Annotated in this window: 21 protein-coding genes; 9 read left to right on the plus strand and 12 right to left on the minus strand. The window is 72.0% G+C overall.

Annotation, left to right across the window (positions count from 1 at the left end):
- Positions 1–84: 84 nt before the first annotated feature.
- Positions 85–609, minus strand: coding sequence for a hypothetical protein (locus ACI2K4_RS26860; RefSeq protein WP_404515260.1), 525 nt, complete (start codon positions 607–609; stop codon positions 85–87).
- A gap of 362 nt (positions 610–971) precedes the next feature.
- Here ACI2K4_RS26860 and ACI2K4_RS26865 point away from each other — a divergent pair, with 362 nt between their 5' ends.
- Entirely contained in the window at positions 972–2,687 is a 1,716-nt protein-coding gene (locus ACI2K4_RS26865) for a PHP domain-containing protein (protein WP_404515262.1), read from the plus strand.
- The gene (locus ACI2K4_RS26870; protein WP_404515264.1) at positions 2,684–3,214 is read left to right on the plus strand and encodes a hypothetical protein; all 531 of its coding nucleotides are present in this window, start codon (positions 2,684–2,686) and stop codon (positions 3,212–3,214) included. Before ACI2K4_RS26865 ends, ACI2K4_RS26870 begins: the two co-directional genes overlap by 4 nt.
- 78 nt (positions 3,215–3,292) lie before the next feature.
- Here the strand turns inward: ACI2K4_RS26870 and ACI2K4_RS26875 are convergent, their stop codons facing one another.
- Positions 3,293–3,565 carry a hypothetical protein gene (locus tag ACI2K4_RS26875; protein ID WP_404515266.1) on the minus strand — a complete coding sequence of 91 codons (273 nt, stop codon included), beginning with the start codon at positions 3,563–3,565 and terminating at the stop codon, positions 3,293–3,295.
- Between the two features lie 371 nt (positions 3,566–3,936).
- Here ACI2K4_RS26875 and ACI2K4_RS26880 point away from each other — a divergent pair, with 371 nt between their 5' ends.
- On the plus strand, positions 3,937–4,233 hold the full coding sequence (locus tag ACI2K4_RS26880; protein WP_404515268.1) for an MTH1187 family thiamine-binding protein: 297 nt from the start codon (positions 3,937–3,939) through the stop codon (positions 4,231–4,233).
- Complete coding sequence (locus tag ACI2K4_RS26885; protein WP_404515270.1) at positions 4,230–5,009, plus strand: HAD family hydrolase; 780 nt, start codon at positions 4,230–4,232, stop codon at positions 5,007–5,009. Before ACI2K4_RS26880 ends, ACI2K4_RS26885 begins: the two co-directional genes overlap by 4 nt.
- 66 nt (positions 5,010–5,075) lie before the next feature.
- Here the strand turns inward: ACI2K4_RS26885 and ACI2K4_RS26890 are convergent, their stop codons facing one another.
- Positions 5,076–5,876: an isoprenyl transferase gene (locus ACI2K4_RS26890; RefSeq protein ID WP_404515397.1), complete on the minus strand. Its 801-nt coding sequence runs from the start codon at positions 5,874–5,876 to the stop codon at positions 5,076–5,078.
- 8 nt (positions 5,877–5,884) lie between these two features.
- Positions 5,885–6,736 carry a DNA repair protein RecO gene (gene recO, locus ACI2K4_RS26895; protein ID WP_404515272.1) on the minus strand — a complete coding sequence of 284 codons (852 nt, stop codon included), beginning with the start codon at positions 6,734–6,736 and terminating at the stop codon, positions 5,885–5,887.
- A 112-nt stretch (positions 6,737–6,848) separates the two neighbouring features.
- Here recO and ACI2K4_RS26900 point away from each other — a divergent pair, with 112 nt between their 5' ends.
- Entirely contained in the window at positions 6,849–7,646 is a 798-nt protein-coding gene (locus ACI2K4_RS26900; protein ID WP_404515274.1) for a DUF4097 family beta strand repeat-containing protein, read from the plus strand.
- Here the strand turns inward: ACI2K4_RS26900 and ACI2K4_RS26905 are convergent.
- The 7 genes from ACI2K4_RS26905 to ACI2K4_RS26935 form a co-directional block, all read right to left on the minus strand.
- Positions 7,618–8,721, minus strand: a complete 1,104-nt coding sequence (locus ACI2K4_RS26905) for an acyltransferase (RefSeq protein WP_404515276.1) — start codon at positions 8,719–8,721, stop codon at positions 7,618–7,620. The genes ACI2K4_RS26900 and ACI2K4_RS26905 overlap by 29 nt on opposite strands.
- 166 nt (positions 8,722–8,887) lie before the next feature.
- Positions 8,888–9,820: a GTPase Era gene (era, locus tag ACI2K4_RS26910; RefSeq protein ID WP_404515277.1), complete on the minus strand. Its 933-nt coding sequence runs from the start codon at positions 9,818–9,820 to the stop codon at positions 8,888–8,890.
- The gene (locus tag ACI2K4_RS26915; RefSeq protein ID WP_404515279.1) at positions 9,817–10,209 is read right to left on the minus strand and encodes a cytidine deaminase; all 393 of its coding nucleotides are present in this window, start codon (positions 10,207–10,209) and stop codon (positions 9,817–9,819) included. Before ACI2K4_RS26915 ends, era begins: the two co-directional genes overlap by 4 nt.
- Positions 10,202–11,665 carry a hemolysin family protein gene (locus tag ACI2K4_RS26920; RefSeq protein ID WP_404515281.1) on the minus strand — a complete coding sequence of 488 codons (1,464 nt, stop codon included), beginning with the start codon at positions 11,663–11,665 and terminating at the stop codon, positions 10,202–10,204. Before ACI2K4_RS26920 ends, ACI2K4_RS26915 begins: the two co-directional genes overlap by 8 nt.
- On the minus strand, positions 11,665–12,132 hold the full coding sequence (gene ybeY, locus ACI2K4_RS26925; protein ID WP_404515283.1) for an rRNA maturation RNase YbeY: 468 nt from the start codon (positions 12,130–12,132) through the stop codon (positions 11,665–11,667). Before ybeY ends, ACI2K4_RS26920 begins: the two co-directional genes overlap by 1 nt.
- A 33-nt stretch (positions 12,133–12,165) precedes the next feature.
- A complete protein-coding gene (locus ACI2K4_RS26930; RefSeq protein WP_404515285.1) occupies positions 12,166–13,224 on the minus strand; it encodes a PhoH family protein in 1,059 nt (352 codons plus the stop codon).
- A gap of 123 nt (positions 13,225–13,347) precedes the next feature.
- Positions 13,348–14,739, minus strand: a complete 1,392-nt coding sequence (locus ACI2K4_RS26935) for a serine hydrolase domain-containing protein (RefSeq protein WP_404515287.1) — start codon at positions 14,737–14,739, stop codon at positions 13,348–13,350.
- 204 nt (positions 14,740–14,943) lie between these two features.
- Between ACI2K4_RS26935 and ACI2K4_RS26940 the strand changes: the two genes are divergently transcribed.
- Both ACI2K4_RS26940 and ACI2K4_RS26945 read left to right on the plus strand, forming a co-directional pair.
- Complete coding sequence (locus ACI2K4_RS26940) at positions 14,944–15,924, plus strand: RNA polymerase sigma factor (RefSeq protein WP_404515289.1); 981 nt, start codon at positions 14,944–14,946, stop codon at positions 15,922–15,924.
- A gap of 70 nt (positions 15,925–15,994) precedes the next feature.
- Positions 15,995–16,861, plus strand: coding sequence for an alpha/beta fold hydrolase (locus ACI2K4_RS26945; protein WP_404515291.1), 867 nt, complete (start codon positions 15,995–15,997; stop codon positions 16,859–16,861).
- A 33-nt stretch (positions 16,862–16,894) separates the two neighbouring features.
- Here the strand turns inward: ACI2K4_RS26945 and ACI2K4_RS26950 are convergent, their stop codons facing one another.
- On the minus strand, positions 16,895–17,245 hold the full coding sequence (locus ACI2K4_RS26950) for a histidine triad nucleotide-binding protein (protein ID WP_404515293.1): 351 nt from the start codon (positions 17,243–17,245) through the stop codon (positions 16,895–16,897).
- A gap of 36 nt (positions 17,246–17,281) precedes the next feature.
- On the opposite strand from ACI2K4_RS26950, the gene ACI2K4_RS26955 reads away from it, so the two are divergent.
- Together ACI2K4_RS26955 and ACI2K4_RS26960 are read left to right on the plus strand one after the other, a co-directional pair.
- On the plus strand, positions 17,282–18,034 hold the full coding sequence (locus tag ACI2K4_RS26955; RefSeq protein WP_404515295.1) for an SDR family NAD(P)-dependent oxidoreductase: 753 nt from the start codon (positions 17,282–17,284) through the stop codon (positions 18,032–18,034).
- 162 nt (positions 18,035–18,196) lie between these two features.
- Positions 18,197–20,647, plus strand: a complete 2,451-nt coding sequence (locus ACI2K4_RS26960; RefSeq protein ID WP_404515297.1) for a beta-glucosidase — start codon at positions 18,197–18,199, stop codon at positions 20,645–20,647.
- Positions 20,648–20,664: the final 17 nt, after the last annotated feature.

A 20,664-nucleotide genomic window follows, 5' to 3' on the forward strand; every position in this document is an offset into this window, starting at 1 on the left:
CCCTCTCCCGCCACGAGCCGATCCCGTAGCCCCTCTCCCGCCGTGGGCTGATCGCGTGACCAGCGACTGCTGGTCCGGCGGCGGTCAGGATGTCAGCACCGGTGGCACCGGCACGTCGAGGGCCTGTAACAGCCGGCCGAGCTTGTGGTCGAGGTCGATCCCGACCGAGGTGATCCCGGGTCGCCGGTAGGAGCCGAGGGTACGGCTCGGCTGGTCGATCGAAAAAACGGTGCCGTCACCGTCGTCGGCGATCGCGAGGTGCAGCGGAACGTACGCCAGCACGGTCGGGTCGTGCCGGAACATCCGCTCGGCGATGGTGTGGTTGCCCATCAGGTACTCGACGCAGGAGGCGTCAGGGCCGGCGAGGCTCATCAGCGGCTGTGCGTCGAGCGACCAGAAGCGGAAGAAGTCGTACGGCCCCTGCCGGCTCGCCGACTCGATCACCTCCGACCAGCTTGCCCGCCGCTGGACCATGGCGGCGATCCCCTCGATGTCCAGCACCGGTACGGCGGCCTCGTACCGCCGACGGAATTCGTCGAAGGGCGCGTCCACCGGGATGGTCAGACGTCGTGCCTGATAGTCGGTCTGTCGAACCTCTCGGGCGACCACCCGCCCACCTCCGGTTGCTCCGCGCCCGGCGACGACCCGGACCTCCGCGTCTCCCCGGCACGGTACGCCGGGTCCACCTCCACTCGGCCCGGAATGCCGGTTTCGCACGCCGACGCGCCGGTCGGGTCCGCAGGCCGCGCCGACTGACCACACCGCACCACGTCGCACCGCACCGTGTCGCACCGCAGCGCGTCGCGTGCCCGGCTATACCCACGGTCACCCGCCGGAACACCAGGTCACCGACCAGCCCATCCACACATTGTCGCAGTCGCATGTTCGTATCCCTGCCGCGACCGCGACACCCGTCGTTTCCCGGGCTTCGCCAGATTGACGCCACATACCTGCCCGAAACGGAGTCACCCATGGGTCACGACCACTCGCACCACGGTCACGAGCACGGTCACAGTCACGATCACAGCCACGGTGACAGCGCGGAGCTGTCGCCCGCGCTCGACCTGGCCGTACCGGATGCCGAACTGTCCCCTTCGGACCTGTCCCGGCGCGGTTTCCTGCGTAACGCGGGCCTGCTCGGTGCCGGCGCGGCTGCCGCGTCCGTGCTGGTCACGCCCGAGCTGGCGCACGCGCACGGGTCGGAGCCGAAGGACGACCGGGAGCGCACGGGCGGCTTCCAGTGGCTCGCCGGAGACCACCACATCCACACCCAGTACAGCTCGGACGCCCAGTACCGGGTCATCGACCAGGCACGGCACGCGCAGGCGTACGGCCTGGACTGGATGGTCATCACCGACCACGGCAGCGTGGCCCACGCCAAGATCGGCGTTGACAAGGTCAACCCGGAGATCGTCGCGGCCCGCGAGCAGCTCAAGGACCTGCTGGTCTTCCAGGGCATGGAGTGGAACATCCCGGCGGCCGAGCACGGCACCGTCTTCGTCCACCCCGGACGCAACGAGGTCGCGGTCCTCAAGGAGTTCGAGAACGCCTTCGACGGCTCGGTGACCGGCACCTCCGGCCCGGGTGCGGCAAACGAGGCGCTCGCCGTCGCGGGCGTGAAGTGGCTCGCCGAGGCCGTACGTCGGCGTCGGGTCGACGCCGCCCTCTTCCTCGCCAACCACCCGGCCCGCCGGGGCGTCGACTCGCCGCACGAGATCCGGGCCTGGCGGGACGCCGACCCGACGGTGGCGATCGGCATGGAGGGTGCCCCCGGCCACCAGGCCGCCGGCATCCCGGGTGGCACCGGCCGTGGCCGTGGCTACTACGAGAGCAGCCCGGGTGCCGAGTCGTTCCCCGGCTACCCGCTGGAGAGCTACCGCACCTGGGGCGGCTTCGACTGGATGACCTCCACCGTCGGCGGCCTCTGGGACAGCCTGCTCGCCGAGGGCAAGCCCTGGTGGATCAGCGCGAACTCGGACTCGCACGTGAACTACCTGGACACCTCGCAGCGCGGCCCGAACAGCAACTTCGACGTCGACGGCAAGCACGCCGACCCGGTACGCGGTCCGCTGCTCACCGCCGCTGGCGACTACTGGCCGGGCTTCTACAGCCGGACCCACGTCGGCGCCAGCACCGACAGCTACCGCGCGGTCATGGACGGCCTGCGCGCCGGCCGGGTCTGGGTCGACCACGGCGGCCTGATCCGGGGTCTGGACGTACGGGCCCGGGTGGCCGGCGACCGGCACCGCGACTCCGGCACCCCGCTCGGCGGCGTGCTGCGGGTCCGCCGGGGCGAGCAGGTCGAGGTGACCATCGACATCAACCTGGCGACCGGTCCGAACTGGTCGCAGTTCGTGCCGAAGCTGGCCCGGGTGGACGTCATCACCGGCGCCGTCACCGGACCGGTACGCGACGGCGACACCTTCACCGCCCCGCGTACCCGGGTGGCGAAGTCGTTCGAGGTCAGCGCGAAGAACAACGGCCGGGTGTCGTTCAGCTACCACTTCGGCAAGGTGAACGAGCCGTTCTACCTGCGGATCCGGGGCACCGACGGCAACCGGACCGCGCCCGGTCTGATGGGTGCGTCGGTGGACCCGTTCGGTCCGGCGATGGACGTGGTCGGCGACGCCGACCCGTGGGCCGACCTCTGGTTCTACGCCAACCCGATCTGGGTGCTGCCGAAGTGACCTACCTGGGCGTCAGCCTCGGTCACCGGGGGTTCAGCCTCGGTCACCGCGACGACCACGAGGCGGAGCGGTGGCTGCGCGACGTCGTGCTGCCGCTCAGTCTGCCCGACCTGACCGCGTGTACGCACCTCGTGCGGGAGCCGTACCCGCACGTGGCGTTGAGCTTCAGCGGTCTTGGGCTGGAGTCGGCGATCCTGCCGGAGGTGCCGGTGGAACTGCGGGACGCCGCCACCGCGGCGGCGGCCGAACACGCCACCCGGCGATCCGGGCGGGCGGTCTACTTCACCGGGGTCGAGCGGCTGGTCGGCACCGTCACGGTGGGCGAGTTGCTGGCCTGGAGCGCGATCGACCGGGTGGCCGTGCTCGGTGGGTCGCCGGCCGAGCAGGAGACCCGGATCCAGACCCGGGACTTCGTGCGTCCGCAGTGGCAGCACGGTGAACTCGTGCTCACCACCCAGCCCGCCCGGGGCGGCGTGCTGGTCCCGTTCGAGATGCCCGACCCGACCCCCTGCTGCGCGGACCACTGAGCGGAGCAGCGGATCGAGGCGCGCCCAGCCGTACGCCGGTGCACCGGCCCGGCTGGGCGCGCCGCTTTGTCGTCGGACCTAACTGCGACGGAAGGCGTACTGGCGGGCCGAGCGGTTGCCCTGGCCCCGGCCGACGCCACCGGTACGGCTGCCCCGGACCGGCGGACCGGCCTTCGGCGCCGTCACCGCGACCGGGCTGACCGTCACCGGTGGGACCGGACCGGCCGGCGTCGGCACCTCGACCGCGTCGGAGAGCCGGGTCAGGTCCACCTTCGGCGGACGCGCCGGTACGGCGAACGTGCTGTCGACCTTCGGTCGCTGATCGGGTCGCTTGTTCCGCTTACCAGGCACTTGGGCCTCCTCTGGGAGATCTCGCCCCGCGCGGGGGCGGTCGGACGGTGAGAAGAGTGCCCGGAGTTCCGCCACGGCCGGGTCGACCAGGCGGTCGACCTGCCGAACGGCTGGAGCTGACCTGTTGCCGCACGGTCACCACCGGGGCTCACGCCGGTCGTCCGGCGGAACGGGTGGCGGGGCCGGCGCGGGAAGCGCGGTCGCCCGGGCACGGGGCCCACGGCGGAAGGCGGTGGGCCGGCACGGTGCACGAAGGCGTCAGTAGCGCATGGACCACACGTTAGACCCACGCCGCGTCGTACGCATCTGATTTATCTCGCCCGGCTCGGTCGCCCTGGTTCCGCTCGGCCGGCGGTGCGACGATCGACGGCATGCTGATCGCGTTTTCGGTGAGTCCGCTCGGTGGCGGGGAGTCCGTGGGTGACGCCGTGGCCGAGGCCGTACGGGTGGTCCGGGAGTCCGGCCTGCCCAACCAGACCAACGCCATGTTCACCCTGGTCGAGGGCGAGTGGGACGAGGTGATGGCGGTGGTGAAACGCGCCGTCGACGTGCTCGCCGAGCAGGCACCCCGGGTGAGCCTGGTGCTGAAGGCGGACATCCGGGCCGGGGTCACCGACGCGATGACGGCGAAGGTCGCGCACATCGAGGCCCGGCTGGGCGAGGGGTGAGCGCCCTTCCCGCCGCCGACCGGGACACGCCCGACCCGGCCGGCACCGGGCGGACCGGCGCGGCGCCGACACCGGCTCCCCGGCTGTTGATGTGGGACATCGACGGAACCCTGGTACATACCGGCGGGGTGGCCAAACTCGCATACGCCGAGGCGTTCACCGGCCTGACCGGGGTGGCCTGGCAACGGATGCCGCACTCGGCGGGGCGGACCGACCTGGATCTGGCCGCCGAGGCGTTCACCACGCACGGGGTCGCCGACTACGAGCCGTACCTGGAAGAGTTCTTCGTCCGGTACGCCGCCGCGCTCACCGCCCGCCGGCACCTGATCACCGAGCAGGGGCTGGTCCTACCCGGCGTCGCCGGGGTGCTGGCCGGGCTGGTGGGCCACGCACACGTCGTCCAGACCCTGGTCACCGGCAACATCGCCACGGTCGCGACGGACAAGCTGGCCGCCCTGGGGCTCGGTGCCGGTCTGGACCTGGAGATCGGCGGCTACGGGCGGCACGACACCGTACGCGCCGCCCTCGTCCGCCGGTGCCGCGAGCGCGCCGAAGCCAAGTACGGCCACGCCTTCGCGCCCGCCGACATCCTGGTCATCGGCGACACCGTGCACGACGTGGCCGGAGCGCTCGCCAACGGCGTGACTGCCGTCGGCGTCGCCACCGGGGGCACCTCCGCCGCCGACCTCGCCGCCGCCGGGGCGCACATCGTCCTCACCAACCTCGCCGACGTCGCCCCGGTGGTCCAGATCCTCGCCAACGCCCCCACCCGCTGATCCGACCGGGTCCGCTCGCCGTCCGGGCGGCACGGGGCCGGGTCGGACGGGCGCGACCGGTTCGGGTCAGACGGGCGCGACCGGGTTCGGCAGGGCGCCGCCGAACCGGCGGTCCCGCTGCGCGTACAGCTCGCAGGCGTACCAGAGGTGCCGGCGGTCGAAGTCGGGCCAGAGCACGTCAAGGTAGATCAGCTCGGCGTACGCGCTCTGCCAGAGCAGGAAGTTCGAGGTCCGCTGCTCGCCGGAGGGACGCAGGAAGAGGTCGACCTCGGGCACCTCGGGGTGGTAGAGGTAGCGCGCCACCATCTTCTCGTTGACCTTCGCCGGGTCGACCTTGCCGGCGGCCACGTCCCGGGCGATGGCGGCGGCCGCGTCGGCGATCTCGGCCTGGCCACCGTAGTTGACGCAGAACTGGAGGGTGAGCTTGGTGTTGCCCCGGGACATCTCCTCGGCGGTCTGCAACTCGGAGATCACGCTCTTCCAGAGCCGTCCGGCCCGGCCCGACCAGACCACCCGGACACCGAGGTCGACCAACTGCTCCCGGCGGCGCCGGATCACGTCCCGGTTGAAGCCCATCAGGAAGCGCACCTCGTCCGGCGAGCGCCGCCAGTTCTCGGTGGAGAAGGCGTACGCGGAGAGGTAGGGAATGCCCATCTCGATCGCGCCCTCGATGGTGTCGAAGAGCGAGAACTCGCCGGCCTCGTGCCCCTTCGTGCGGGGCAGGCCGCGCTCCTTGGCCCATCGTCCGTTACCGTCCATGACCACCGCGACGTGCTTGGGCAGGGCGTCCGCGGGCAGGGCCGGTGGGCGGGCCCCGGACGGGTGCGGCGTCGGCTCGACGGCGGGCCGACGGGCCGCGCGGGACATGGAACGGATCACTGTGCTCTTCCCCCTTGTTCCGACCCGTACCCCGATGTCCTGACCGGGTCGGTCTGGTGGGTCGGCTCGCCACGGTCGGGTCGATCGTCTCGATCAACCAACGGCAGCGAGCGTAGCGCGCGTTCCAGATGCCACTGCAGGTGAGCCGCGACCAGGCCGCTGCACTCCCGTCGGTGGCCGATCTCGGCCGCGTCCGCCACCCGCCAGTCCCCGGAGCTGAGCGCGGACATCAGGTCGATGGTGGCCGGCGCCGGATGGGCCGCGCCGGGTGGCCGGCAGTCCGGGCAGACACAACCCCCCGCCGGTACGGAGAACGCCCGGTGTTGTCCGGGTGTGCCGCAGACCGCGCAGGCGACCAGGGCCGGCGCCCAGCCGGCCAGCGCCATCCCCCGCAGCAGGTACGCGTCGAGCACCAGGCTGCTGGCGTGACTCCCCTCGGCGAGCGCGCGGAGCGCGCCCAGGGTGAGCTGGAACAGCCGCAGCGACGGCTCGCGCTCCACCGGGGTGAGCCGTTCGGCGGTTTCGGCGATCGCGCTGGCGGTGGTGTAGCGGGGGTAGTCCTCGAGGAAGCGGCGGCCGTACAGGTCTATCCCCTCGACCTGACTGACCGTGTGCAGGGAGCTGCCGAGGTTGCCCTCCGGGTCGCCGGCGAGCTGGAGGTCGACGTGGCCGAAGGGCTCCAGCCGGGCGCCGAACCGGGACGTGGTCCGGCGTACGCCCCGGGCCACCGCCCGCAGCCGGCCGTGCCGCCGGGTCAGCAGGGTGATGATCCGGTCGGACTCGCCGAGCTTCTGTACGCGCAGCACCACCGCGTCGTCGCGGTAGAGCTGTCTGCGGTAGCCGGCCATCCGCCCATTCTCCCCGTACCCGACCCTGAGGCGGTCTCAGGGTTCTTCTCCGGGACGGATGCGTGCCCCGTCCCTGATGTCCACCGAGCGGTCCGCTTCTAACGTGATGGGCATGACCACGTTCCGGATCGTCACCGCCGTCACGGCGGGCACGCTCACGCTGGGCCTCCTGGCCGGCTGCGACGGCGTCAGTCTCGGGCAGCGGCGACTCGACTTCGACCGGACCGAGCAGACCAGGATCACCAAGATCGTGGTGTCACCCGGGGCCGGTGACGTCACGGTGTCGACGGCGACGGTCGACACCGTACGGATCAAGCGGGTGGTGCGTTACCGGGGCGGCCAGCCCGGTGACACGTACCAGCTCGACGGGACCGAGCTGCGCATCGACACCGACTGCGGGTCGATGTGCAACGTCTCGTACGAGATCGTCGCCCCCACCGGGGTCTCGATCAGCGGGGAGAACGGCTCCGGCGACTTCACCCTGTCGAACCTGGCCGACGTCGACGTGAAGGTGGGTTCCGGCGACATCACGCTGACCGGCGCCACCGGCACGGTACGGGCGCAGACCGGGTCCGGCGACATCGAGCTGAACCGGGTCGAGTCGACCAGCACCCTGCGTACCGGCTCGGGCTCGGTTCACGGGGACGGCCTCGGGGGTCGGGTCGACGCCACCACCGGCTCCGGTGACATCACCCTGCTGCTGGTGGCGCCCGGTTCGGTGAACGCGCGCGCGTCGAGCGGCACGATCGAACTGACCGTGCCCGAGGGGTCGTACCAGCTACGGATGCAATCCTCCTCCGGGCGGGCGGAGTCGGGCGTGCGGACCGACCCGGCCGCCGTACACCGGCTCGACCTGGAGACCGGTAGCGGTGACATCCGGATCAGCTCGCGCCCGGTCGTCCCGCGCTGACCTCGTCCGGCGCCCGGCCCGCCGGGGGCCGGGCGCGTTGGGTCGGGATGTGCGGGCGGGCCGGCGAACGCGGCTCGACCGGACCGCCGGGGAGCAGGGCCGTCGGGCGGCGCGCGGCGAGGTCCTCCATCCAGCCGAAGAGGCCGGTGGCGAGCGCGACCAGGGCGGCGACCACCAGGAGCCGCAGCGTCGTGCCGGCAAGATCGCCGGTACGCCAACCGGCCCGGACCATCAACGCGGTCAGGCCGATCACGATCGGCATGTGCCAGAGGTAGATGGTCAGCGCCCGCCGGTTGAGCACCGTCACGATCCGGCCGAAGATCTCGTTCCGGTCGACCCAGGCGGCACCGGCCGGGGCGAGTCCGAGCAGCAGCAGGGTGAAACCGGCCGACCAGAGGGCGTTGCCGAGCCGGATGTCGTTCAGGTCGAAGCCGCGCGGCCCGGGATGGGTGAGGACCCAGGCCGCGCCGAGCGCCGCGAGCGTGCCGGCGACCGGGACGAGTACGCGTCGGGACGCGCGCCGGAGCATTCCGTCGTGGTGGGCGAAGCCGATCAGCCACGCTCCGAAGTAGAGCCCGAAGTCGCGTACCACGATGGGGGCGGTCGGGAAGCCGAACTCCACCACGACCAGCAGCACGTACGGCGCGGCCAGGGTGGGTAGCGGGTAACGCCGGAACAGCCAGAGCGCGATCGGCGAGGCGAGTACGAACCAGAGGTAGTCGCGCAGGTACCAGATCGCGCTCAACGCCAGCGCGCCCCAACCGTTGCTCGGCGGGTCGGCCACCGGCGCGATCCAGAACAGCAGCCGCCAACTCACGGGCAGCCCGGTGAGCAGCATCGCCGGCACGAAGAAGACGGCGAGCAGCCAGAGTGACGGGAGCAGGCGACGCAGCCGCCGTCCGACCGCTCCGGTGCCGGAACGGTCCAGGGAGGCGGCCATCAGCGATCCGGCGAGCGCGAACATCACCGACATCGCCGGGAACGCGATGGTCAGGAACGCCCAGCCGGTGGTGTGGTAGACGACAACTCGGATGATTGCCAGGAAACGGAGCAGATCCACGTATCTGTTTCGCATCAGCCTGCATCTAAACCGGGGCAACAGGGGTCGTACGTATACCTACCCTGCCGGTCCACCGAACGAACGATGCAGTGGGTGACCTATAGGTGAACAATCCCATAGGTTCGGGCTATCCCCGAACGAAACAACGATGAGGTAGTGGAGTGCTCCGCTCCCACCCGACTCAGAAGCCGAGCTTGCGCAACTGCCTCGGGTCCCGTTGCCAGTCCTTCGCGACCCGTACGTGCAGGTCGAGGTAGACCCGGCTGCCGAGCAGTTCCTCGATCTGCTGCCGGGCCCGGGTGCCGACGTCCTTCAGCCGGCTGGCCTGGTGGCCGATCACGATCGCCTTCTGGCTGGGCCGCTCCACGTACACGTCGGCGTAGATCCGGATGAGCTGGTCCTCCGGGATCATCTCCTCGACCACCACCGCGATCGAGTGCGGCAGCTCGTCCCGCACCCCCTCCAGCGCCGCCTCCCGGATCAGCTCGGCGACCAGCACCTGCTCGGGCTCGTCGGTGAGCATGTCGTCGGGATAGAGCTGCGGCGACGGCGGCAGGTAGCCGGTCATCACGTCGACCAGCGTGTCGACCTGGTGCCCGGAAACCGCGCTGACCGGCACCACGGCGGCGAACTCGCCCAGCTCGTTGACCGCGAGCAACTGCTCGGCCAACCGCTTCTTGTCGACCAGGTCGGTCTTGGTCACCACGGCGACCACCTTGGCCTTCAGCTCGGCCAGCTCACCGGTGATGAACCTGTCCCCCCGGCCGACCGGCTCGTTCGCCGGCACGCAGAGGCCGATCACGTCGACCTCGCTCCAGGTGGAGCGGACCAGGTCGTTCAGGCGCTCGCCGAGCAGCGTACGGGGACGGTGCAGCCCGGGGGTGTCGACCAGCACGAGTTGGGCCTCCGGCCGGTGCAGTACGGCCCGGATCACGTGCCGGGTGGTCTGCGGCTTGCTGGAGGTGATGGCGATCTTCTGCCCGACGATCGCGTTGGTCAGGGTCGACTTGCCCGCGTTGGGCCGCCCGACGAAGCAGGCGAACCCGGCCCGGTACGGGTCCGTCTCCGGAGCGCCCGCCCGCAGGCCCCGTGGGGACGAGGTCCGGTTGCTCATTCGACCACCGTGCCGAGCAGCGAGCCGTCCGGGGCGGCCAGGTGGATCGGCGCCTCGGCGGAGAGGTCGCGTACGGCGGCGTGCCCGGCCCCGTCCAGGGTGGACGCCTCGGTGACCACCGCTGCCGCCTCCAGCCGACTGGCGCCGGCAGCCGCCGCCGAGGCGACCGCGAGTTGCAACGCGGTGACGGTCAGCGAGGGCAGGGCGACGGTGGCCGCCGCGTACGTCCGGCCGTCCTGGTCCCGGACCGCCGCCCCCTCCACCGCGCCGATCCGGGCGCGGGCGCCCCGGGCCAGGACGACCAGTTTGGTGTCCTCGGCGCTCAACTCGGCGGCCGAGCCGATCGGCCCGGCCACTGCGGGGGCGGATACGGCGGACGACTCAGGCATCAGCGGGTTGCCTCTCCTCGGATCGCTCTTGCTTCTGGCTGTCGGACTTGCGGCGCGGGTCGGACTTCTTGCGGTCGTCGGTCTTCTTGCGGTCGTCGGTCTCCGGGACCGGCTCGCCGCTCGCGGACCGGCCCGCCCCGTCGCCCTTGGTGCCGATGGCGACCCGGCTGACCAGCACCGAGTCGATCCGGTTGCGGCGCCCGGTGGTGCCCTCGGCGATCAGCCGGAGACCGCCCAGCTCGGCGGCGGCGCCCGGGATCGGCACCCGACCCAGTGCCTGGGCGAGCAGGCCGCCGACCGTCTCCACCTCGTCGGCGGGAAGCTCCACGTCGAAGATCTCGCCGAGATCCTCGACCGGCAGCCGGGCGGTCACCCGTACGTCGCCGTCGTCGAGGCGTTCCACCGGCGGGCGCTCGACGTCGTACTCGTCGGTTATCTCACCGACGATCTCCTCGAGGATGTCCTCGATGGTGACCAGTCCACCGGTGCCACCGTACTCGTCGACCACGATCACCAGGTGGCTGCGGGCCGCCTGCATCTCCGAGAGCAGGTCGTCCACCGGCTTCGACTCCGGTACGAAGGTCGCCTCGCGCATCAGCTCGGAGACCGCCAGCTCGTCGGTGGCCGGGTCGCCACCCTGGGTCCGCCGGATCAGGTCCTTGAGGTAGAGCACGCCGAGCACGTCGTCCACGCTCTCCCCGATCACCGGGATCCGGGAGAAGCCGGAGCGGAGGAAGAGCAGCAGCGCCTGGGACGGCTTCTTGTGCGCCTCGATCCACACCATCTCGGTCCGCGGCACCATCACCTCGCGGGCGATCGTGTCGCCGAGCGCGAAGACCGAGTGGATCATCTGACGCTCGCCGTGCTCGACCACGCCCCGCTGCTCGGCCAGGTCGACCAGCTCACGCAGCTCGACCTGGGTGGCGAACGGCCCCTCCCGGAAACCGCGACCGGGGGTGACCGCGTTGCCGATCAGGATCAGCAGCGAGGCGAGCGGGTTCAGCGCCCGGCCCAGCCAGCGGACCAGCGGCGCGCTCGCCCGACCCACCGCGTAGGCGTGCTGCCGGCCGAGCGTACGCGGCGCGACGCCGACCACCACGAAGCTGACCACGGTCATCGCGCCGGCGGTGACCAGCGCCGCCCGCCAGCCGGCGCCGAAGGTGTCCACCGCGACCAGGGCGACCAGGGTGGTCGCGGTCAGCTCGCAGAGCAGCCGCAGCAACAGCAGGAGGTTGAGGTGCCGGACCGCGTCGGAGGCGACGATCTGGAGCGTACGGGCGCCCCGGGCACCGTCGCGGGCCAGTTCGCCGGCACGGGCCGGCGAGACGGCGGCGAGCGCCGCCTCGGTCATCGCGAACAGCCCGGCGAGCACCACCAGGGCGGCACCGAAGAAGAGCAGTTGCAGGTCGGGAAGGCCGGCGGCGGTGACACCGGCGGCGGCTAAGTGGCCGGGCATCACTGGGCCCGCGCTGCTCGCCAACCGGCGAGGAGCTTGGCCTGTAGCGCGAACATCTCCCGCTCCTCCTCCGGCTCCGCGTGGTCGTAACCGAGCAGGTGCAGCACCCCGTGCACGGTGAGCAGGTGCAGCTCGTCCGCGGCGGAGTGTCCGGCGGTGGCCGCCTGCTTGGCCGCCACCTCGGGGCAGAGCACGATGTCGCCGAGCAGCGCCGGCTCACCGCCGCTGACCTCACCCGGGCCGTGGTCGACACTGCCCTCGTCCATCGGGAATGCGAGTACGTCGGTCGGGCCGTCCCCACCCATCCAACGGTGGTTCAGCTCGGCCATGTACTCGATGTCGACGAGCAGCACCGACAGCTCGGCGAGGGGGTTGACCCCCATCTCGTCCAGGGCGTAACGGGCGACGGCGAGCACCGCGTCGGTATCGACCTCGGCGCCCGACTCGTTGGCGATCTCGATGGACAACTGTTTCCCCTGCTGCTCTCTTTTACTGGTGCTCTAGCGGCGCCGGCTGGCGCGGCCACCGTGCGCGGTACGGCCGGGTACGGCGTGCACGCCCTGGCCCTGCTGCGCCTCCCGCTCGGCGTCCCACCTGGCGTAGGCGTCGACGATCTCGCTGACCAGGCGGTGGCGGACCACGTCCGAGCTGGCGAGCTGGGCGAAGTGCACGTCCTCCACGCCCTCCAGGATGTCGCGGACCACCCGCAGGCCGCTGGTGGTCCCGCCGGGCAGGTCCACCTGGGTGATGTCACCGGTCACCACGATCCGTGAGCCGAAGCCGAGCCGGGTGAGGAACATCTTCATCTGCTCAGGCGTGGTGTTCTGCGCCTCGTCCAGGATGATGAAGGCGTCGTTGAGGGTACGCCCCCGCATGTACGCCAGCGGCGCGACCTCGATCGTCCCGGCCTGCATCAGCTTCGGGATCGACTCCGGGTCGAGCATGTCGTGCAGCGCGTCGTAGAGCGGGCGCAGATAGGGGTCGATCTTCTCGTAGAGGGTCCCGGGCAGGAAGCCGAGCCGCTCCCCCGCCTCGACCGCCGGCCGGGTCAGGATGATCCGGTTGACCTGTTTGGCCTGGAGCGCCTGGACGGCCTTTGCCATCGCCAGGTAGGTCTTGCCGGTGCCGGCCGGGCCGATGCCGAAGACGATGGTGTGCCCGTCGATCGAGTCGACGTACCGCTTCTGGCCGAGGGTCTTCGGGCGGATCGTGCGTCCGCGCCGGGAGAGGATGTTGAGCGTCAGGACCTCTGCGGGGCGCTCGGTGCTGCCCTGTTCGAGCATGCCCACCGTACGCCGGACGGCGTCGACGGTCAGCGTCTCACCCTTGTCGATCAGCTCCAGCAGCTCGGTGAAGAGCCGCTCGGCGAGCGCGTTGTCGGCCGGGGCGCCGGTGATCGTGATCTCGTTGCCCCGGACGTGTACGTCGCTGTTGATCGAGCGCTCGACCAGGCGGAGAACCTCGTCTCCCGGCCCGAGCAGGTTAACCATGATCTGCGAGTCGGGGACGGTGATCCTGGTCTGCACCCGGGCCTGCCCGGGAGGTGGGGTAGCGGTCATAGGTCGGGCCCGGCGGGCCCCACGCCACCTGCTCTCGATCTCATGGCCACGCCCTGGTGGCGCAGCGTACGGACGACTTTCCCATCGTATCCGCTCAACGCCGCGAGGGCGCCGTCCATTTCCTTACCCCCGGAAGTCGAAGCCGTCGAAGGTCTCCTGGGTGCGGGTGAACCGGTACGTCGCCCAGTGCATCCGGACCACCACGCCCCGCTCGTCCCGGGTCAGCCGGAGCAGCTCGCCGACCTCCCGACCGGAGACCGTACGGAACACGTCCGGCTGGTCGGGCAGCGGCTCGAAGACCGCCGGCGGCCGACCCGCCGGGGCGTCCGCCCCCCGGGCCCGGAGCGCGCCGTCGTGCCAGCCGAAGACGTACTCGTAGCCCTCGCCCCACCAGCGGCCGAGCAGGCCCCGGTAGCGCTCCGGCGCCGGTCCGGCGGGCGACCAGGCGACGATGTCGGCCGGGTCGTCGGCGACCGAGGCTTCGAGCAGCCGGTGCGGCAGGTCGAGGATCGCGCTGGCGCTGCCGGAGGAGGCGAGCACGGCCGCGCCGAAGGCGCCCGGCGTACCCGGGCCGCCCCGGCGGCCGTAGACGGCGGCGAGGAACCCGGGCATGGCACCGTCGTGCCCCACGTGCACCACCCGACGGGCGTCGCCGGTCAGCGGGTCGGGCTGCGGCACCAGGATCAGTCCGAGTCCGAAGCCGACGCCCCAGAGGGTCTCGTCGGTGACCGTGAGCGGCCACCGCATCTCGTCCAGGGTCCCCGGCCGCAGGACCGCGCCGGCCGGGTCGACCGTCGCCGGGTCGGCCAGGAAGGCGGCCCAGCGGGCCATGTCCGGCGCGCTGCTCCAGAGCTGCGCGGCCGGCCCGACCGCCGCGAAGTCGGTGGCTGGCTCCGGACGGGCGTGGTCGGAGTAGGCGTCGACCAGGAAACCGGTCGCGGCCTCCGGCCCCGGGACGGAGCCGGTCGCGGTCAGCCCGAGCGGTCCCAGCACCCGGTCGGCGAGCACCTCGGCCCAGGTGCCGCCGCGCAGCCGGGCGACCGCCTGGCCGAGCAGGGCGAAGCCGAGGTTGGAGTAGTGGTAACGGCGGGCCGGCGGCAGCACCCGCTCGGCCCGGCCCAGTTCGGTCAGGAGGTCGTCGACGCCGGGCGGGCGCAGGGTGTCCCAGACGTCGCCGTACGGCTCGCGTTGCAGCCCGGAGGTGTGCGAGAGAAGCCGGCGTACGGGCAACTCGCCGTGCGCCGGCAGGTCGAGGTGCGCGCCGATCGGGTCGTCCAGGTCGAGCAGGCCCTCGTCGCGGGCCTGCAACACGAGTACGGCGGTGAAGGTCTTGGTGACCGAGCCGATCCGGAACCGGGTCCGCGGTCCGAGCGGGTTGTCGTTCCCGGTGCCGCCGACGGCGAGTGACCAGAGCGGGCGGTCGGCGCGGTGCAGCGCCACCGAGAGCGCGGGCACCCGCGCCTCCGCCTGCACCTGTCGGGTCATCCGCGCCAGCCGGCTACCTGCCTCGGTCATGAGCACCGCCCTCCACCCGTCCCGTCAAGATCACCTGGATCGTACCGGCGCTGGACCCGGCCCGCGATCACGGATTTTGCGCTACCAGGAGTAGCCTTGGAGCCGCGCACAATCACTCACGGTGAATTTTCCCGCATCGTCGAACTTCCCGTACCGCTCCCGCATCCCGCCCGGGGAAATGCTGTCCGACTAGAGGAGCGAGGTGTGGTTTCGACCATGGTGCCCGATTCCGAGCTGGTGTTGGCCGCCCGGTCCGGCGACCCGACCGCCCTGGGCGTGCTGGTCTCCCGGCACGAGGCCGGGATGCGGGCGGTGGCGCTGAGCCTGCTCGGCCACGGCCCCGACACCGAGGACGTGGTCCAGGACGCGGTGCTGACCGCGCTGAGCCGGATCGACGACCTGCGCGACCCGGACGCCGCCGGCCCGTGGCTGCGCGCGATCGTACGCAACAACGCCCGGATGCGCCTGCGCGCCTCCCGTACGGTGCCGATGGCCGACCTGGAGGCTCTCTCCCTGCCCTCGGCCGACCCGACCCCGGACGAACTGCTCGACCGCCGGTCGATGCGGGACTGGGTGTGGCACGCCCTGGGCGAGTTGTCCGAGCCGGTGCGGTTGGTCACCCTGCTCCGCTATTTCAGCGGCGTGACCTCGTACGAGCAGATCGCCGCCCTCTGCGGCATCCCGGTCGGCACCGTACGGAGCCGGCTGAGCCAGGCCAGGAGCAAGCTGACCGAGGCGCTGCGGGAGACGGCGGAGCTGGCGCACGACGACGCCGCCGCGCTCTCCGCCGCCCGCCGGGCGGAGGCGGAGCAGGGGCTGGCGACGGCCCAGCGGGGCGAGTGGTCCGACTTCGTCCGCGAGACCTGGCTTCCCGACGCCCAGTTCATCCTCCCCGACGGGCAGCTCGGCGGAGGTCCGGGCCTCGCGGTCTGGGGCATGAACCGGGACCTGACGGCCGGCGTACGGCAACGCCTCACCAACGTCACCGCCAGCGGAAACGTGCTGATCTGGGAGACCGACCTGATCAGCCCGCCGGACGACCCGGAGCACTGCCCGCCGTCCGCGGTCTGGCTGCACACCCTGCGCGACGGACGGACCGCCCGGATGCGGCTGTTCCACCCCGAGCCGGGGCTCAATGTGACGCCACTCTCACCGCCGCCCGGAGCGACGACCGAATTTTCCTGACCGCACGGCATCTCGTAGGCGTCAGCTCAGGCTCGCCTCGTCAGGCCACGGTTCCAGGAGAGACAACCCGATGAGTTCCGCCACCCTCACCACCGGCACCCACACCATCGAGCTCGACGGCGTACGGCAGGTCTTCCACGTCCACGGCACCGGACCGGTCTGCGTCGCGCACTCCGGCGGCCCCGGGGTCGAGTGGTCCTACCTGCGCATGCCGGCCCTCGAGAAACACCTGACCATGGTCTACCTGGAGCCGATCGGGACCGGGGCCTCCGGCCGGCTCGCCGATCCGCGCGACTACCGGCTGGACACCTGGGTACGGTTCCTGCACGCGGTGGTCGAACACCTCGCGCAGGCGAAGGTGTTCCTGGTCGGGCACTCGCACGGCGGCTTCGTGATCCAGCGCTACGCGCTCGACCACCCGGACCGGGTCGCCGGCCTGGTCCTGTACGACACCACGCCGGTCACCGGACCCGAGTTCTGGGCCGACGCGATGGCAAACGTGGAGGGTTTCGTCCGGCGGCACCCCGACCGCCCGGAGGCGGCCGACGTGGCCACCGCGTTCCAGGAGACGCCGGCCGAGCCGGACGACAACTGGGTCACCGGGAAGCTCCGGCGCATCCTGCCGATCTACTTCGCCGACTACTGGGGTCGCGAGGACGAGTTCGGACCGCTGCGCGCCGCCGTACGTGGCTTCCTGGCACCGCAACTCGGTGAGGAGCCGACCCCGTTCGACCTGCGCGACCGGCTCGGGTCGCTGAGCGTACCGGCGCTGGTCGTCGTCGGCGCACACGACTTCATCTGCGGCACCCGCTGGGCCGCCGTGCTGCACGCGGGCATCCCCGGCGTCCGCCTCGTCACGCTGGAGCGGAGCGGGCACTTCGGTCACGTCGAGCAGCCCGAGGAGTTCTACCGCGCGGTCGTCGAGTTCGTCTCCTGACGCCGCGTCCCGGCGGACGGGTCAGTGGTCAGGTCAGCGGGCGAGCATCGGGCCGAGCGGGGCGCCGCCGAGCAGGTGCGCGTGCGCGTGGAAGACCTCCTGCCCACCCCACGGTCCGGTGTTGAAGATCAGCCGGAAGCCGTCCACGGTCAGCCCCTCGTGCTCGGCCACCGTCGCGGCCGTCTCCAGCAGCGCGCCCGCCGTCGCCGGGTCGGCCTGCGCGAGCGTGGCCACGTCCGCGAAGTGCTCCTTCGGGATCACCAGGATGTGCGTCGGCGCCTTCGGTGAGATGTCGCGGAAGGCGAGCGTCGTCTCGGTCTCCCGGACCACCGTCGCCGGGATCTCGCCGGCCACGATCCGGCAGAACAAGCAGTCAGTCTCCACCCCGGAATGCTATGCCCCGGGTGGATGATGATGCGCGTGACAGGACGAGCGGTGTTGGTGACCGGGGCATCCCGAGGGGTCGGCCGGGCGGTGGCGACCGCGTTCGCGGCGGGCGGGGACCGGGTGGCGGTGCACCACCGGGAGTCCGCCGAGCTGGCCGAACAGCTCGTCGCCGGGCTGCCCGGCGACGGCCACGTGGTGGTCCAGGCCGACCTCGGCGACCCCGAGGCCGTACGCCGGATGGTGGACGAGGCGGCCGAACGGCTCGGTGGGCTCGACGTGCTGGTCAACAACGCGGGCCGGGCCACCCCGCACTCGATCACCGAGACCGGCTACGAGCAGTGGCAGCGGGTCTGGCGCCAGACCGTCGACGTGAACCTGGTCGGCCCCGCCAACGTCACCTGGTGCGCCGTACGGCACCTGCGTGCCCGGCCGGGCGGGCGGATCGTCAACGTCTCCTCCCGGGGCGCGTTCCGGGGCGAGCCGACCCAACCCGCGTACGGCGCCAGCAAGGCGGGGCTGAACTCGCTGGGCCAGTCGCTGGCGGTGGCACTCGCCCCGTACGGCATCGCGGTCGCCACCGTCGCGCCCGGCTTTGTCGAACCGGACCTGACCAACGAGCACATCAAGATGCCCCGGGACGAGGCGATGCGGGCGCAGAGCCCGTTCCACCGGGTGGCCCGACCGGAGGAGATCGCCGCCGCCGTGCACTGGCTCGCCTCGCCCGAGGCGGAGTGGGCCTCCGGCACCATCGTCGACCTCAACGGCGCCTCATACCTGCGAAGCTGACCCGTCCGGGGGCCGTAACTTGATGAGGTCGTACATGGAAAAGCATGTGAGTACATGTTTTTCCATGTACGACCTCGACGAGTCATTGACTCGCCACGAGCGCCGCCGCAGGATCGAGCGGGATCGACCTGATCGAGCGGGATCGACCTGAGGGGCGGCGCGATGACGGTGGCGGCGACAACATCAGCGACCGAGGCGGCGGTCGAGCGGGCGTTGGCCGCGCTCGACCTGGAGAGCAAGGTGCGCCTCCTGTCCGGCCAGAACTGGTGGACCCTGCCGGCGCTGCCGCAGATCGGGCTGGCCTCGCTGGTGATGTCCGACGGGCCGATCGGCGTACGCGGCATCGGCTGGCGGCCGGACGACCCGTCGGTGGCCCTGCCGAGCCCGACCGCGCTCGCCGCCACCTGGGACCCGGAACTGGCCCGGACCGCCGGTCGGCTGCTCGGACAGGAGGCGCGGCGCAAGGGCGTACACGTGCTGCTGGCGCCCACGGTCAACCTGCACCGCAGCCCGCTCGGCGGCCGGCACTTCGAGTGCTACTCGGAGGATCCGCTGCTCACCGGCGAGATCGGCGCGGGTTACGTGACCGGGGTGCAGGAGCAGGGCGTCGGCACCACGGTCAAGCACTTCGTCGCGAACGACTCCGAGACCGACCGTTTCACGGTCGACGTACGGGTCGACGAGCGGAGCCTGCACGAGTTGTACCTGGCCCCGTTCGAGCGGATCGTCGCCGCCGGTGCCTGGGGCGTGATGGCCGCGTACAACGGGGTCAACGGCTCCACCATGACCGAACACGTCGAGCTGCAACACGGCCTGCTCAAGCGGGGCTGGGGCTTCGACGGGATGATCGTCTCGGACTGGACCGCCGCCCGGTCCGTGGTCGGCACCGCCAACGGCGGGCTCGACGTGGTCATGCCCGCCCACGGTGACCCGTGGGGACCCGAGCTGGTCGCCGCCGTACGCGCCGGCCGGGTCGCCGAGGAGCTGGTCGACGACAAGGTACGCCGGGTGCTGCGACTCGCCGCCCGGGTGGGACTGCTGGACGGCGTACCCCCGGCGGTCCTGCCCGCCGACCGGCCGGCGCCGCTGCACGGACCGGAGGTGGCGCGCGAGGTCGCGGCCCGCTCGTTCGTGCTCGCCCGCAACGCCGACGACCTGCTGCCGCTGGACCGGTCCGCACTGCGCCGGGTGGTGGTCTGCGGCGCGCTCGCCGCCGACGCCCGGATCCAGGGTGGCGGCAGCGCCCAGGTGAACCCGGCCCGGGTGGTCTCCCCGCTCGACGGGCTGACCGCCGCGCTGCCCGACACCGAGGTCACGTACGTGATCGGCGCCGACCCCCGGCCCAAGCTCGCGGCGGCCACCGGCGGAGAGTGGTCCCCGATCACTGCGGTTCTGCGCGACGCCGACGGGGAGGCGCTCTACCGGGCCGAACTCGGCGCCGCCACGGTCCGCTGGATGGGCGACCTGCCCGCCGGCATCGACCCGGCCGTGCTCGCCACGGTCGAGCTGACCGCCCGTTGCACCCCGCGCCTCGGCGGCGAGCACCAGCTCGCGATCAACGGCTTCGGCATGTTCAGCCTGACCGTCGACGGCACCGAGATCTTCGAGGGCCCGGTCTTCGACGAGGACCAGGATTTCACGGTCGCGTTCCTCTCCCCGACCGAGCGACGCTTTCCGATGACGCTGCGCGCGGGCGAGCCGGTCGAGGTGGTGCTCACCCAGCGGGTCCCCGACGGAATGGCGGGTTACGTCGGCTTCGGCCTCGGCCACGCCGAACCGACCGCCGGACCGGACGCGCTGCTCGACGCGGCGGCCCGCGCCGCCGCCGACGCGGACGTGGCGGTCGTGGTCGTCGGGACCACCGAGGAGGTCGAGTCCGAGGGCTTCGACCGAACCACCCTGGCCCTACCCGGCCGGCAGGACGAACTGGTGGCCCGGGTCGTGGCGGCCAATCCGCGTACGGTCGTCGTGGTCAACTCCGGCTCGCCGGTGCTGATGCCCTGGGCCGACCGGGTGTCGGCGATCCTGCTCACCTGGTTCCCCGGTCAGGAGGCCGGCACCGCGCTGGCCGACGTCCTGCTCGGTCTGGCCGAGCCCGGCGGACGGCTGCCCACCACCTGGCCCCGCCGCGCGCAGGACGCGCCCGTGCTCGACACCACCCCGACCGACGGCACGCTCCGCTACGACGAGGGGGTGTTCATCGGCTACCGGGGCTGGCGCGAGGCTCCGCTCTTCCCGTTCGGGCACGGCCTCGGCTACACCACCTGGGAGTACGAGTCGCTGCGGGTCGAGCCGGCGGAGGCGGCCGGCGCCCCGGTGGCGGTGGTGACCGTACGCAACAGCGGCAGCCGTCCGGGCCGCGAGGTGGTGCAGCTCTACGTCGGACCGACCGATCCCGACCCGGACCGGCCGACCCGCCAGCTCGCCGGCTTCGGCACGGTCACCGCCGCCCCCGGCGAGACGGTCACCGTACGGGTCCCGCTGGCCGCCTCGGCGACCCGGATCTGGGCCGGTCGGTGGCGTACCGTGCCCGGTCGCTACACGGTCGAGGCGGCCCGGGGCGTCGCCGACGTACGCCTGACCGCCTCGTTCGACGTGCCCACCGAGGCGTAGGTTAGGAAGGGCCCCTA

This window comes from Micromonospora sp. NPDC050397 (assembly GCF_044901685.1).
GTDB lineage: Bacteria > Actinomycetota > Actinomycetes > Mycobacteriales > Micromonosporaceae > Micromonospora_G.

Coding starts and splice junctions, on each gene's coding strand:
- ACI2K4_RS26905 (WP_404515276.1), bottom strand. CDS start 8,721: ATGCGAAACAGATACGTGGATCTGCTCCGTTTCCTGGCAATCATCCGA.
- ACI2K4_RS26930 (WP_404515285.1), bottom strand. CDS start 13,224: ATGACCGCTACCCCACCTCCCGGGCAGGCCCGGGTGCAGACCAGGATC.
- recO (WP_404515272.1), bottom strand. CDS start 6,736: ATGGCCGGCTACCGCAGACAGCTCTACCGCGACGACGCGGTGGTGCTG.
- ACI2K4_RS26865 (WP_404515262.1), top strand. CDS start 972: ATGGGTCACGACCACTCGCACCACGGTCACGAGCACGGTCACAGTCAC.
- ACI2K4_RS26920 (WP_404515281.1), bottom strand. CDS start 11,665: ATGCCCGGCCACTTAGCCGCCGCCGGTGTCACCGCCGCCGGCCTTCCC.
- era (WP_404515277.1), bottom strand. CDS start 9,820: ATGAGCAACCGGACCTCGTCCCCACGGGGCCTGCGGGCGGGCGCTCCG.
- ACI2K4_RS26880 (WP_404515268.1), top strand. CDS start 3,937: ATGCTGATCGCGTTTTCGGTGAGTCCGCTCGGTGGCGGGGAGTCCGTG.
- ACI2K4_RS26890 (WP_404515397.1), bottom strand. CDS start 5,876: ATGTCCCGCGCGGCCCGTCGGCCCGCCGTCGAGCCGACGCCGCACCCG.
- ACI2K4_RS26935 (WP_404515287.1), bottom strand. CDS start 14,739: ATGACCGAGGCAGGTAGCCGGCTGGCGCGGATGACCCGACAGGTGCAG.
- ACI2K4_RS26900 (WP_404515274.1), top strand. CDS start 6,849: ATGACCACGTTCCGGATCGTCACCGCCGTCACGGCGGGCACGCTCACG.
- ACI2K4_RS26915 (WP_404515279.1), bottom strand. CDS start 10,209: ATGCCTGAGTCGTCCGCCGTATCCGCCCCCGCAGTGGCCGGGCCGATC.
- ACI2K4_RS26960 (WP_404515297.1), top strand. CDS start 18,197: ATGACGGTGGCGGCGACAACATCAGCGACCGAGGCGGCGGTCGAGCGG.
- ACI2K4_RS26945 (WP_404515291.1), top strand. CDS start 15,995: ATGAGTTCCGCCACCCTCACCACCGGCACCCACACCATCGAGCTCGAC.